Genomic DNA, 12,348 nt, shown 5'->3' on the forward strand with positions numbered 1-12,348 from the left:
GCCATGCAACTCTCGTTGATCGCCCTGGGTTTCCTTGCCGGAATGGGCCATGCGCTCGAACCCGATCACCTCGCCGCAGTCGGTGCCATGGCCACGGGACGGAATTCGCGCCGGTCGATGGTGCTGCGGGGTGCTGCGTGGGGGCTAGGGCATACGCTCACCCTGCTCGCGATCTGTTCTGCAGTGATCCTGCTGGGCATGGCATTGACAGGCCGCACGGCAGCCCTTCTGGAGAGCGCCGTTGGCTTCATGCTGATTCTGCTGGGGGGTGATGTACTTTGGCGGATGCGCAAGGCACGGGTGCATTTCCACCTGCACGATCATTCCGATGGCGAACGTCATTTTCATGCTCACAGCCATCTTGGCGAACGGGCGCCCCATGATGCGAGCCGCCACGAACACTCTCACCCCCACAAGTTTCCCTTGAAAGCGCTGGCTGTCGGGCTGGTGCATGGCGCGGCAGGATCGGCTGCCCTGCTTACCCTGGCAGTCGCTTCGGTTGGTGATCCTCTGCTGGCGGTTATCTATGTCCTGCTGTTCGGAGTTGGCTCAATTGCAGGAATGGCTGCGCTCAGCTTTATCGCCTCCTGGCCGCTTGGCTATGCAGAGCGTGTTGCCTTGCGACTTCATCGAGCGCTGAATCTGTCGTTGGCTGTGCTGGCACTTGGCCTGGGATTGCACACGATCTACGCCAACCTGTCTGGCGTGTTGGGGGCGGCCTGATGCACGAGCTGTCTCTTGCCCGGAATATTGTCGCCATTGTTGGTGATCACGCGCAGGGTCGGCGGGTGTCGCGTGTGCGCCTGGCAGTCGGCCCCTATGCCTGCGTAGAGCGCGAGGCGATCCGATTTTCATTCGAGGTGGCGAGCGAAGGTACGCTGCTCGAGAAGGCTGCACTCGAATTTCTGGAAGGCGAGACCGACCAGTTCATCATCAAGGATTTCGATATGGAGGAAATGGCCTGATGTGCGGCACCTGCGGATGCACCGATCCTGACAACGAGATCGCGATGATTGACCCGGAAACCGGAAAGCGAGTGCTGCTTCGCAGCGGCGATGACCATTCCCACGATCATGACCACTCCCACGATCATGACCACTCCCACGATCACACTCATTCACACGATCATGATCATTCACACGGGCACCATCATCACCACCATCATGATCACGGGCATGACCATCACCACCACGGCGAACAAGCGGCGCGTGTATCACTGGAAACCGCCGTGCTTGACCGGAATGATCGCCAGGCGGCTCGCAACCGGGGCTGGTTCGAAGGGCGCGGTGTTGTCGCGCTCAATCTCGTCAGTTCGCCAGGGGCTGGCAAGACGACCTTGCTCGAAACCACGATCCGGGCGCTGGAAGGAAGTCTGCCGATTGCCGTTATCGAGGGTGATCAACAGACGGCCAATGACGCCACGCGCATTCGCGAAGCGGGGGCCCGTGCAATCCAGATCAACACTGGGGCCGGCTGTCACCTCGAAGCCGATATGGTTGCCCGCGCTGTTGAAGAACTCGCACCGAAATCCGGCTCGTTGCTGCTGATCGAGAATGTCGGCAATCTTGTTTGTCCGGCGATGTTCGATCTGGGTGAACGGATGAAGGTCGCCGTTATCTCCACCCCGGAGGGCGAGGACAAGCCACTCAAATACCCGCACATGTTCCGCGCAGCAGAGCTGGTGTTGATCAACAAGATCGACCTCGCCCCGCATGTTGGATTCGACGAGGCCGCATGCCGTGCAAACATCTCCGCAGTAAACCCCAATGCGCTCGTCTTGCTGGTTTCCGCCCGCACCGGTGAAGGGATGGACGCGTGGTACGATTTTCTGCGAGCAATGGCGTCAGCAGCCGCAGATGGCGGGTGCCTCATTTAGGCGGGACTGCCCACGGGATTAAGATCGTCATCTTGCCCTATCGAGGAATGGCGTCTTTCTTTAGTTTTAGCGCACAGACCGGACGGTCCGAAACCGGCCCAGATTCGGCCATTTCGGGTGGCCAGGTTAGGCAGGAAATGAATTTCTCGCTTTATGCAAACTCGAAATCGGCAACGGTCGCCATTGCGGCGGATTCTGAATTCGATTCGCGCGAAATCCGGCACCGGTGGCACAGGAATCCGTCGTCGCATGCGCTCATTCGCGCAAGGCTGGCTCAATATCAGGCCAACGCAGAATAATGTTCAGAACTGAAGCTGGCGATGTCGTTTATCCTACAAAGTCTTTAACCGTCCAGAATCCTTTCAAGTAACTCAAATCGCTAAGGATGCGTCTGAATTTCCGCTCGTTCGACCTCTTGCGTTACGTCGAAAAGTTCTCACTATGTTCCGTAGAGGGGCTGCCAATGTCAAAGTGAGAACGCCCAATGTCCAATACCGAACGCATTATCCGACTGAAGACCGTGCTCGACCGAACCGGTCTCTCCCGCTCCACCATCTATCGCAAGATCGCAGAGGGCACTTTCCCGACGCAGGTGAAAATTAGTGTCCACGGCGCGGGCTGGCATGAGTCTGCTATAAATCGCTGGATCGCCGATCCCGTTCACTACCGCGAAGAAGATCTGGCTGAATGAGCGGTCAACGAACAGTCGAGCCGATCTGCGTCCGGGTCAATGATGCCGCACGCATGATCGGCGTCGGGCGCACAAAGCTCTACGAACTGATCTCCAGTGGCGAGCTCGAAACCATCAAGATTGGCAAGGCAACGCGCATCACGACAGCCAGTTTGCATAGGTTGGTGGAGCGGCATCGGGCATTGAACTGACCAGGCCGCTAACTCGCAATTGGACAGCGTCAGACCGTACCATTATGTTGCGATCAGGCGCAGCACGAACCACCCATTTATTCAGCTTTCCGGTCAAAACGCTGAACAGAACCACCGTTAAATGAACGAAAATGTGGGGGAGAGTGTGGGGGAAGGCCTGCGTTTGTTCCAAGAACAGGATTGATATCAAAAGGTTATTTTTTCGGTTCGATTCAAGCCCTGTCCACCACCGCCGCGCCCACCAGCAGCTACTGACGGGACCTGGTTTTCTGCAGCAGGTCATGGTTTGACCGGCTGGCCGGGTTCAGCCTAAATGCGGCACATTCAGGCCGATTGAGCGGGTCAGCTTGACCGGCAAGCGAAGGGGGGCAAGCGTGCACAGGCTCAGGCGAGGGATTGCCGGTGTCGGCCTGACTGGCATGGCGCTCTGCCTTGCCGGTCCCGGGCTGGCTGCGCCGGACGACAGCGGACCAGCGCGCAAGGTGGGCTTTGCCGCCCCGGCTGTCGCCGACCCCCTGCTGACAAAGGTGGATGCGCAAGCGCGCCTCGCTCTTAGTGCACGGGGTTACGAGATAGACCCCGCCGCGCCGATCCGGATCGAGCTGGCACTCTCCCGCCGGCCGAATGACGTGGCGGTCCGGTCCGACGCGGGCGCCAGCGCGGCCCAGGTTGCCAGTACGCCCGGCAAACGACGGGTCGATTTGTGCAAGGATTCGATTTACCGGCTGGTGATCGCGCAGGTCGAAACGCAGACGGGAGCGGTTACCTATCGTGGCTCGGCCGAAGTAAAGCGGTGCGGATCGCCATCGGACAAGGACCTGGCTTCGCTCGTCACGCAGTCGCTCGCCGGCTTACGATAAGGGGGGCTGGACCTCTGCGGGGAAGCGGAGCTCGAATGTTGTGCCGTCCGGCCCGGTGCGGCATTCAATCGCCGCGCCCATCGCATCGATCGCTTTCCTGACAAACACCAGGCCGAGCCCCGCGCTTGGCCCCCGTGTCCGATCGACGGGTGCAAACCGCTCGAACAGGGATTGCTGTCGTTCGGCCGGGATTCCGGGTCCCTGATCGACGATGCTGCAGGTGATCGGGTGGCCGCAGGCGCCCGTGTCGACCTGCTGCGAGATCATGCAGGTGACCGTGCCCCCCGGCGGCGAGAATTTGACGGCATTGTCCAGCAGGTTGCCCAGCACGCGGATTACCAGCCATGGATCGGCCATCACCAGCGGGATTGCCTCCGGGCACATTACCTCGATTGAAACGGATTGCGCTTTGGCAGCCGCGTAGGCGCGATCAGCCGCTTCCTCCGCCAGGGCTGCCAGATCGACCGCCTCGAGATCGGGCGTGGCCGCGGAAAGGCGGGCGAGCTGAACGAAGTCGTCCGCCAGCTTCAGTGAGAACCGCGCATTGTCGGAAATCTGGCGTAGCAGGCTGGCCGAGACCGGCTCTTCGCGCGCGCCCTCGGCCAGGTTGACGATGGCCGCCTGGGGGGCCCGCATATCGTGCGACAGGAACTCGAGCATTTCCTCGCGGTCTCGCTCCGCGGTGCGGCGCGCGGTTATGTCGGCAAGGCGGATGATCCGGGCACCGTGTTCGTCGCCCGCCCCGGCCAGCGGAGCTGCCTTGAGCAGGTATGTCTTGCCTTCGCCGAGATTGAATTCCTCCGCGCCGGTCGAAGCCTCGGGCGAAAGGCCCATGAACAGCTCGGCTGACGCTGTCCCGACGACGTCTTCCCCCAGGATTTCCTTGGCAGTGCGGTTGGCCATCCGGACGATGCCGCCCTGGTCAACCACCGCCAGGGCATCGGGCGAGCTTTCGATCACGTCAGACAGGAACCGACGCCGGTCCTGCAATTCCCCGATGACGGAGTGAAGCCGGCTGGCCGCGAGCGCGATTGCATCGAACCCGGCCAGTGATCGGGTGTGGGTGTAGCCCGGTTCCGCTTCCGCCGCCAAGGCGCGCGTTTCTCGGGTGATATAGCGGTTCAGGGCGCTCAGGCGCCGCCAGCTCCACAAGGGGTAGGCAGCAACCAGCCCGGCGGCGAGCGGGACGGGGCTCAGCCACACGTGCCAGACAGCGAGAGAGAGGGCCGAAAGCACAGCCACCGCAACGCCGGTGCCGATGGTCACCCAGAACGCCGCCGACGGCGATGCCTGCCAGAAGACCAGCATCAGGGCCAGCAGCACGGCCACTGCCACAAGAGCGGCCGTGCCCGGTCCAAGATCGCGCAGCCGGTAGCCGCTGAGCAGGGCGTTCAGCACGTTGGCCTGGATTTCCACCCCTGGCATGATGCTGCCCGCAGGTCCCGGCACGGCCTGGCTATCCCCCAATCCTGCCGCGGTCGCCCCTACCAGCACGATGCGGCCCTCCAGGAGTGCTCCGGGCACCTCTCCCGCAAGCACGCTCGCCGCAGGGACCGCCGGAAAGGCCCCGGCAGGATTGTAGGGTATGGCGAGGTCGCCTCGGCTCGCAGGCCCGTCAGCCTTGATGGTGCGCAGCAGCGCGGCGGTGAAGTGCGCTTGTCCGCCAGCCATGAGCGCAACCCGCCGCACCAGGCCATCGTCATCGACCTCGATGTTGACATGGCCGACCGCGCGCGCTGCCTGCGCCAGTGCTCGCAGCGGTCCTTCCAGATCATACGCTCGGCCGTTGGCCCCCGGGGCCAGGAGATAGAGAGGCAGGGTCACGCGCCTGCTGCGGGCGATGGCACCCGCGAGGGCGGTGTCGTCTGCAAGGGTGGTCGGTTCGTTGAACAGGACGTCGTAACCGATCGCGCGCGCCGGGCTGAGGCGGTCGATCAGTGCGGCGTGGACAGGTCTCGGCCAGGGCCAGTTGCCGACCCTTTCCAGACTGCGCTCGTCAATCGTGACCAGCAGGATGCGATCGTCGATCGCAGGCGCTGACCAGGCTGCCTGCTGGTCGAACAGCAGATTGCTCGCTTGCTGCCCGCCGGATGAAAATGCAGAGCCAAGCGCAAGCGAGGCCGCAATCAGGAAAACGGCGCACAATTCCCCGACCAGTTGCCAGCGCGAGAGCACGCCGCGGTCAGAAATCGATGCTGAAGCTTTCAAGCGGTGTCCAGTATTCCTCAGGCGTGCCGTCGATAACCCTGACCTGGCCGACACGCCAAGTATATTTCCCGTTGGGAAGGGCGGTTACGGTCATTCCCGGTGCGGTAAGGCCCGGCTCGTCGACCACCGGAACGGCCTGGTTCTGAGCCGCGAAAATCTGCAGGCGGTAAGCGGGCGGGCCGGCGTCGCCCAGGTTCCAGTCGAAGCGGAAGGCGCGCTCGGGGCCGGGGAGGGCAGCGGCGCTGGCCGACTCCCGGTTGCGCAGGAAGGCGTGCGTTTCTGCCAGACCCACCAGGCCGCTCGGCGCGATCGCCATGGCGCGGAGGAAATAGGTGCCGTTGGGCAGGTCCGCGAAAGTGAGGGAAGGGGTGTTCGAGCGCCCTTCAGCCAGCACGTCAACAAACCCTGCGTCCCGCGCGATCTGGACCTGATAGCCGCGCGCCGCGTCACTCGGGACCAGCGCGAAGGTGAGCTCCGGGTCACGCTGCAGTTTGGCCGAACCCGCCAGCATTGGTGCGGGCAGCAGTTCTTCCCGCTCAAGCGCACCATCCTGCGAGGCGGCAGCGCCGAACCCGGTGGCAAGATCCACCTGTGCGGGCACGACGCTGTGATCGACCGACACCTTTCCTTCGACCACTTCCGAAGTCGACGGCGCACCCGGCCCCGAATAGCCCACCCGGAAAACGGTGCCGCGCACGGCTGTGACCGCTACCGGGGTGCGGATCCGGAAGCGGCTGGCCGGGTTGTCCAGCGGTGCGGCCTTCGTCTCCACGCGGCCGCGTTCGACCTGGAAATCGAGGTCGGCGCCGCGATTGATCCGGTAAGTGCGCATCCGGGCGATGCGAAGCCGGGTATTTGACGGCATCGACATCCGCGATCCGTTGGCCAGCTGCAGGGTGACGAACCCGTCACTCCCGGTCTCGATCGTCGCGCCCTCGACCAGCCGCATCTGCAGTTGAACGGGCGCGGCCTGGCCCTTTTGCAGCACCTGCACGGTGCCCCTGAAGGCGACGACCTGGGCATCATGCAGGGTCGCCTTGAGGTACTGCACGGGAATGGCAAGCCGCGTTTGCGGCCTAAGACGCAACGGGTCCCGGATCGCATTGTGCCGCTGGACGGCGCGGTAAGCCTGAGGGGAGATGAGGTATTTCCGGCCGATATCAATCAGCGTGTCGCCCGGTTTGATCGTGTAGATCACGTCGTCACGCGATGATGCCCCGTCGCTTGCCTCAGCGGGCGCAAGCGAAAGACCGAGCGCGGCAGAGCCGATCAGGATAAGGTCAGACCGCAACCGGGTTCTCGTCACAGTGTGCATCAAGCCGGTAGCCATAGCCGAAGACTGTCTGAAGCTGGTAGCCGTTCTGAGGGCGCAGGCACAGCTTCGTGCGGAGCCTCGATACGTGCATGTCCAGAGTCCGCGTGGCGAGGTCCGCTGAATTGTTCCATATCCTCTGGAGAATGTAGGTGCGCGACAGGGGCCGCCGGAGATTGTCGAACAATAGCAGGGCCAGGGCAAATTCCTTGGCCGTCAGCTTGACGGTCTGGCCGTCGAAACGGGCAGTTTCTTCGAGCGCATCGAAGCAATACCGGCCGTAAACTGTCAGGCGGCCCTCGCCCTCGCCTGCGGCCGCTTTGCGAAGGTTGGCCGCAACCCGGGCCCGGATCACGCCTGGCCCAGAAGGCTTGGTGATAAAATCATCCGCGCCCCGATCCAGTGCCTCGATAATGTCCTGCTCGGCCGAGCGGCTGGTCAGGACGATGATTTTCGGCGGCTCGGCCATGGTCTGGCGGACCCAGTCGATCACGTCGATCGCGGTCATCCCGGGCATGTTCCAGTCCAGCAGCAGGAGGTCGTAGGTTTCGCGCCGCAGATGGGCGACAAGGTCCCGCCCGTCGGCAAAGCAGGCGCAGTTGTAACCCGCCCTGGTGAGCAGTCCGGAAACGAACTCCCGGGAATCACGGTCATCGTCTGCAACGGCAATGCGCATACTGACTTCCATTCCGCCGGTAGCCCTTTCACCGCCGTGCGCAATTGCACGACCGCGGTGCCATGCACGAGTGCGCTTTACATCAATTTACAAACGGATTGGCGGAAAACGGCTAGGGCGGCGGCCGGAAAGCGCTGGGGTCCTTCTGGTCGCACAGAGCGCGAGCGCTTCCCACAGGGTCGCAGGGCACATGGCGGCTTCACCGCCGTCATGTGCTTTGCCCCGCTGCCATGCTGAGACCGGCACGGGCGCTCGCGAACAGCTTGCCCAAGTTTGGCGAGGCGACTAATCCCTCGCGCCATGCACGATGACACTCCTCTGACCGGTCGCCCCGTCATTTCCTCCACCGGGCTCTACACGCCTGAGGAAAGCATTTCCAATGCCGAGCTGGTTGCCAGCTTCAACGCCTATGTCGAGCGGTTCAACGCCGCCCATGCGGCCGAAATCGAAGCGGGCGAGGTGGCCGCGCTCCAGCCCAGCTCGGTGGAATTCATTGAGAAAGCGAGCGGGATCAAGTCGCGCCACGTCATGGCAAAGGAACCCATCCTCGATCCCGAAATCATGGCGCCGCGCTGGCGTGAGCGGTCGAACGAGGAGATTTCGATCCTCGCCGAGATCGGCGTCGCTGCGGCGCGCGACGCGCTGGCAAGGGCGGGCCGCGATGCAGCCCAGGTGGACGCCGTGCTGTGTGCCGCATCGAACATGCAGCGCGCTTATCCGGCCATGGCAATCGAGATCCAGCAGGCGCTCGGCATCGACGGATTCGGCTTTGACATGAATGTCGCCTGCTCATCCGCGACCTTCGGTATCCAGACTGCGGCGGACTATATCCGGGCCGGCCATGCCCGTTCGGTGCTGGTGGTCAGCCCGGAAATCACCTCCGGCCACCTCAACTGGCGCGACCGGGACAGCCACTTCATCTTTGGTGACGTGGCCACCGCCGTGCTGGTGGAAGACGCGGCCATTGCGCCCGCGCAGCACTGGGACATTATCGGCACCAAGCTGAAGACGGTGTTCTCCAACAACATCCGCAACAACTTCGGCTTCCTCAACCGCGCCACGCCCGAGACCGAAGGCACGCCCGACAAGCTGTTCGTCCAGGAAGGGCGCAAGGTATTCAAGGAAGTGGTGCCGATGGTCGCGCAGATGATCGTGGACGAGGCAGCACGGCTGGGTATCGAGCCGCACAGCCTGCGCCGCTTGTGGCTGCACCAGGCCAATGCGGGCATGAACCGGCTGATTTCGCACCGGGTGCTGGGGCACGAGGCGAGCGAGGACGAAAGCCCGACCGTGCTCGATACCTACGGCAACACCTCAAGTGCGGGCTCGATCATTGCCTTCCACCAGCACAGCGCGGATCTGGCGGCCGGTGATACCGGCCTGATCTGCAGCTTCGGGGCGGGTTATTCGGCCGGTACGGTGTTCGTGCGCAAGGTGGCCTGACGCGCAAGGATGGCGTCCCAGGCAGTTATGACAACTGCTGAAAGGCGCCAGATGGCGGCCACGGCGATTACCGAGACCAGTCCGTCTACCGCGTAATGGTAAGCCAGGTGGACCGAGCTGATCCACGTCACCGCAAAGAACAGTCCGAACCAGCGTGCTGCGCGCGGGGCGGCGTGGCGGGTCGCCAGCCAGAACAGGAAGGCGATGGCCACGTGCATGCTGGGCATGGCGGTTATCCCGCTGCCAAGCCCGTTGGCATCGGCATGAAACCAGTCCAGCAGCATTCCCTGCACTTTCAGCGTCATCACCGGCACCTGCTCGTTGGCGGCATTGAGGTAGGCCATCTGGGCATCAAACGTGCGGTCACCCAGCAGCGGCCCGATGAAGCAGGGGCCGACCGAGGCGAGCCAGGTCGCCATCGCGCCGCCGACCACGGTCCAGCTGAGCACATAGGACAGGAAGAACCGCCGCCGCACGGTCTCGTCCATTTGGCCATAAGCGAACCACAGCACGCCGGGGTAGAGCAGCAGGAACCAGGCCTGGTAAAGAAAGGCGAGGGTGGCGGTCACCACCGGATAGCCCAGGACCGGCTGGAGCACTTCCCACGCATCGTACCCGAAGAACAGGCCCCGATCCCAGGCGATGAATGCCTCGTCCCACGTATAGCTGTTGAACAGCGGAATCGCGGCCTTCATTTTTGAAAAGTAGGGCATCAGCACCACGCAGAGCGCGAACATGAGCGCGCCGCCGGCGGCAAAGGCCCGCGCCTCGGGCGATGTATAGCGGCTCAGCAGGTGCGCGGTGGGGGAAGCGGGGCGTTGACGCAGGAGCGTGCGCGTGGCGTCCAGGCAGCCGATTGCCAGCACGCTGAGCAGGTAGAGCCGCAGATTACCGAGGATCGAGCCAGGATCGGGCCAGATGCCGTGGTTGGCCAGCAAGGCCGTGCACAGGGCGAACAGGCCGCCGGCCACCGCGATAACGGGCACCTCTCCCAACCAGCGCGGAAACGGAAAAAACGGCAGCTGCATGGGTTACGGCGATTAACCGGATATGGTCAGCAAAACCCTAACGCGACCGGCTATAACGGGACAATATCCGCAGTCCTACGCTTGTTTGGGCCGCTCCGAACGCCTAAGTCAGGCCGCATGGCAGGTGAACTGATGGACAACAAGGGGCGGGGCGACGCCAGCTGGAGCTGGCCCGCGATACACCCCGAAGGGCGCAAGTTCGGATTGATCGCAGTGGCGATCAGTCTGGGCGCGGCATTCATGGCATGGGAAACCATTGCCTGGCCGATTGCATTTCTCTCGCTCGGCGTGTTTGCGTTCTTCCGCGACCCGGAACGCGTGGTTCCGCAGGATGACCGGGCGATTGTCTCCCCGGCAGACGGGCTCGTCTCGCTGATCATGCAGGTTGAGCCGCCGGCCGAACTACAGGGACAGGACGCTTCGGGCGCGCCCGGGCTCGGCGCCGGACCGGTCACCCGCATCTCGATTTTCATGAGCGTGTTCGATGTCCACATCAACCGTTCGCCGATTGGCGGCGTGGTGCGGCGGCTGGTCTATATCCCCGGCAAGTTCATGAACGCCGACCTCGACAAGGCGAGCGAGGAGAACGAACGCCAGCATATCCTGGTTGAGCGGACCGACGGCGTGATGATCGGTTTCACTCAGATTGCCGGCCTGGTGGCGCGTCGCATTGTGCCGTTCGTCAAGCCGGGCGACCTGCTCGCGGTTGGCCAGCGGGTCGGGCTGATCCGGTTCGGCAGCCGGGTCGACGTTTACCTGCCCGCGGGCACCGATTCGCGGGTGCTGTTGGGCCAGAAGGTCATTGCCGGCGAAACGGTATTGGCGGAAATCGGCCAGCAGCGCCTGATTGAGGGCGTGTCGCAGTGACGGATGAGGGGCCGCGGCTCGGTCCCAAGGCGGCCGAGGACGAGTTTCCCCAGTCCCGTGCCGGCGGACGCGGGCTGACCCTGCGGGCCGTCCTTCCCAACGCCATTACTGCCGCTGCGCTCTGTTCCGGCCTGACCGGCATTCGCTTTGCGATTGGCGGCGAATGGAAGCTGGCGATCTTCGCAATCATCTTGGCCGGCTTGCTGGACGGGATCGACGGACGGATTGCCCGGCTGCTCAAGGCCCAGTCGCGCTTCGGTGCGGAGCTGGACAGCCTGGCCGATTCGCTGTCCTTCGGGATGGCGCCGGCGCTGATTATCTATCTGTGGACTCTGCAGGACTTGCCCAGCATTGGCTGGTTCGCCGCGCTCGCCTTCGCGATCTGCTGTGCCTTGCGGCTGGCCCGCTTCAACGCGCAGATCGACGTGGACGAACAGCCGCACAAGTCGGCCGGGTTCCTGACCGGCATTCCGGCGCCGGTGGGGGCAGGGCTGGCCTTCCTGCCATTCTACCTGTGGATGGCGACCGGGAACGAGATGTTCCGCGACCCGCTTGCCAATGCGATCTGGATTGTCGCCATTGCAGTGCTGATGATTTCAAACCTGGCGACGCTTAGCTGGGGCCTGATCCGGCCGCATCGCAGCTTGCGGCTGGCGTTTATCGCACTGGTGGGGATGCTGTTTGCGGCGCTTTTGCTGGAACCCTGGTGGTCGCTGGTCGCGATCTGCGTTCTCTATCTGGGGCTGATGCCTTACGCGGCGTGGCGCTATATCCGGTTCAGGCAGCAGCGCGGCGAGCGTATGGCTGCCAATCCCGCGCCCTGATACAGGCGGGGCTTGCGCTCCGGGTCGTGCCGCCTCGCACGCTGGCAGCGCATTCACCCGACAGCACCCGTAGCTCACGCTGAATCCGGCGCCACGCGAAAACCCCGCGCATCGCGCTGTCCGCAATTACCAGGAGACTGGCCAGGGCGCACACGGCAAACAGGGCGTTCAGAACAAGAGCAATCATCGCTTCTCTTCCTCAATCGGTTTCCCGCAAGCCTGTTGACAGCCTGTGGATATCGGGTTGAAAACGGCCAGCGGAGACGTTCCGTTCCGCTGGTGAAGGCAATGTTCTCTTTTTGTTCTAGCGAGTCAAGCGCTTTCTGCGCCAGATCCTTCATTTGCTGCGGCCGATTGAGGGTGGATTTTCCC

At 63.3% G+C, this 12,348-nt stretch carries 13 protein-coding genes; 9 read left to right on the plus strand and 4 right to left on the minus strand.

Annotation, left to right across the window (positions count from 1 at the left end; genetic code table 11):
* Positions 1 to 3: 3 nt before the first annotated feature.
* The 6 genes from U4960_RS07235 (at position 4) to U4960_RS07260 (ending at position 3,618) form a co-directional block, all read left to right on the plus strand.
* Entirely contained in the window at positions 4 to 723 is a 720-nt protein-coding gene (locus U4960_RS07235; protein WP_011536539.1) for a high frequency lysogenization protein HflD, read from the plus strand.
* Positions 723 to 965, plus strand: a complete 243-nt coding sequence (locus U4960_RS07240; RefSeq protein ID WP_011536540.1) for a hydrogenase maturation nickel metallochaperone HypA — start codon at positions 723 to 725, stop codon at positions 963 to 965. Before U4960_RS07235 ends, U4960_RS07240 begins: the two co-directional genes overlap by 1 nt.
* On the plus strand, positions 965 to 1,876 hold the full coding sequence (gene hypB, locus U4960_RS07245) for a hydrogenase nickel incorporation protein HypB (RefSeq protein WP_011536541.1): 912 nt from the start codon (positions 965 to 967) through the stop codon (positions 1,874 to 1,876). The genes U4960_RS07240 and hypB overlap by 1 nt, the downstream gene beginning before the upstream one ends.
* Before the next feature lie 484 nt (positions 1,877 to 2,360).
* Positions 2,361 to 2,567 (plus strand): helix-turn-helix transcriptional regulator, encoded by a 207-nt coding sequence (locus U4960_RS07250; protein WP_011536543.1) that lies wholly within the window; start codon positions 2,361 to 2,363, stop codon positions 2,565 to 2,567.
* Positions 2,564 to 2,758, plus strand: coding sequence for a helix-turn-helix domain-containing protein (locus U4960_RS07255; RefSeq protein WP_041384254.1), 195 nt, complete (start codon positions 2,564 to 2,566; stop codon positions 2,756 to 2,758). The genes U4960_RS07250 and U4960_RS07255 overlap by 4 nt, the downstream gene beginning before the upstream one ends.
* Before the next feature lie 374 nt (positions 2,759 to 3,132).
* Positions 3,133 to 3,618 (plus strand): hypothetical protein, encoded by a 486-nt coding sequence (locus U4960_RS07260; RefSeq protein ID WP_324262870.1) that lies wholly within the window; start codon positions 3,133 to 3,135, stop codon positions 3,616 to 3,618.
* Here the strand turns inward: U4960_RS07260 and U4960_RS07265 are convergent.
* From U4960_RS07265 to U4960_RS07275, 3 genes are read right to left on the minus strand one after another with little or no spacing between them, the layout of a single operon-like run.
* Positions 3,610 to 5,826: a CHASE2 domain-containing protein gene (locus U4960_RS07265; protein WP_324262871.1), complete on the minus strand. Its 2,217-nt coding sequence runs from the start codon at positions 5,824 to 5,826 to the stop codon at positions 3,610 to 3,612. The two genes, U4960_RS07260 and U4960_RS07265, sit on opposite strands and share 9 nt — an antisense overlap.
* Positions 5,801 to 7,117 carry a FecR domain-containing protein gene (locus U4960_RS07270; protein WP_324262872.1) on the minus strand — a complete coding sequence of 439 codons (1,317 nt, stop codon included), beginning with the start codon at positions 7,115 to 7,117 and terminating at the stop codon, positions 5,801 to 5,803. Before U4960_RS07270 ends, U4960_RS07265 begins: the two co-directional genes overlap by 26 nt.
* Positions 7,107 to 7,826: a response regulator transcription factor gene (locus U4960_RS07275; protein ID WP_324262873.1), complete on the minus strand. Its 720-nt coding sequence runs from the start codon at positions 7,824 to 7,826 to the stop codon at positions 7,107 to 7,109. The genes U4960_RS07270 and U4960_RS07275 overlap by 11 nt, the downstream gene beginning before the upstream one ends.
* Positions 7,827 to 8,114: 288 nt before the next feature.
* On the opposite strand from U4960_RS07275, the gene U4960_RS07280 reads away from it, so the two are divergent.
* Positions 8,115 to 9,257: a beta-ketoacyl-ACP synthase III gene (locus U4960_RS07280; protein ID WP_324262874.1), complete on the plus strand. Its 1,143-nt coding sequence runs from the start codon at positions 8,115 to 8,117 to the stop codon at positions 9,255 to 9,257.
* On the opposite strand, the gene U4960_RS07285 is transcribed toward U4960_RS07280, so the two are convergent.
* Positions 9,218 to 10,285 (minus strand): phosphatase PAP2 family protein, encoded by a 1,068-nt coding sequence (locus tag U4960_RS07285; protein ID WP_324262875.1) that lies wholly within the window; start codon positions 10,283 to 10,285, stop codon positions 9,218 to 9,220. The genes U4960_RS07280 and U4960_RS07285 overlap by 40 nt on opposite strands.
* 117 nt (positions 10,286 to 10,402) lie before the next feature.
* Between U4960_RS07285 and U4960_RS07290 the strand changes: the two genes are divergently transcribed.
* Positions 10,403 to 11,152, plus strand: a complete 750-nt coding sequence (locus U4960_RS07290; RefSeq protein ID WP_324262876.1) for a phosphatidylserine decarboxylase — start codon at positions 10,403 to 10,405, stop codon at positions 11,150 to 11,152.
* Positions 11,149 to 11,976 carry a CDP-diacylglycerol--serine O-phosphatidyltransferase gene (gene pssA, locus U4960_RS07295; RefSeq protein WP_324262877.1) on the plus strand — a complete coding sequence of 276 codons (828 nt, stop codon included), beginning with the start codon at positions 11,149 to 11,151 and terminating at the stop codon, positions 11,974 to 11,976. Before U4960_RS07290 ends, pssA begins: the two co-directional genes overlap by 4 nt.
* Positions 11,977 to 12,348: the final 372 nt, after the last annotated feature.

Source organism: Altererythrobacter sp. H2 (assembly GCF_035319885.1).
Lineage (GTDB): Bacteria > Pseudomonadota > Alphaproteobacteria > Sphingomonadales > Sphingomonadaceae > 34-65-8.

What these genes read in the sequence shown, in the direction of transcription:
- U4960_RS07235 (WP_011536539.1), top strand. Translation starts at nt 4, where the DNA reads ATGCAACTCTCGTTGATCGCCCTGGGTTTCCTTGCCGGAATGGGCCAT.
- U4960_RS07240 (WP_011536540.1), top strand. Translation starts at nt 723, where the DNA reads ATGCACGAGCTGTCTCTTGCCCGGAATATTGTCGCCATTGTTGGTGAT.
- hypB (WP_011536541.1), top strand. Translation starts at nt 965, where the DNA reads ATGTGCGGCACCTGCGGATGCACCGATCCTGACAACGAGATCGCGATG.
- U4960_RS07250 (WP_011536543.1), top strand. Translation starts at nt 2,361, where the DNA reads ATGTCCAATACCGAACGCATTATCCGACTGAAGACCGTGCTCGACCGA.
- U4960_RS07255 (WP_041384254.1), top strand. Translation starts at nt 2,564, where the DNA reads ATGAGCGGTCAACGAACAGTCGAGCCGATCTGCGTCCGGGTCAATGAT.
- U4960_RS07275 (WP_324262873.1), bottom strand. Translation starts at nt 7,826, where the DNA reads ATGGAAGTCAGTATGCGCATTGCCGTTGCAGACGATGACCGTGATTCC.
- U4960_RS07280 (WP_324262874.1), top strand. Translation starts at nt 8,115, where the DNA reads ATGCACGATGACACTCCTCTGACCGGTCGCCCCGTCATTTCCTCCACC.
- U4960_RS07285 (WP_324262875.1), bottom strand. Translation starts at nt 10,285, where the DNA reads ATGCAGCTGCCGTTTTTTCCGTTTCCGCGCTGGTTGGGAGAGGTGCCC.
- U4960_RS07290 (WP_324262876.1), top strand. Translation starts at nt 10,403, where the DNA reads ATGGCAGGTGAACTGATGGACAACAAGGGGCGGGGCGACGCCAGCTGG.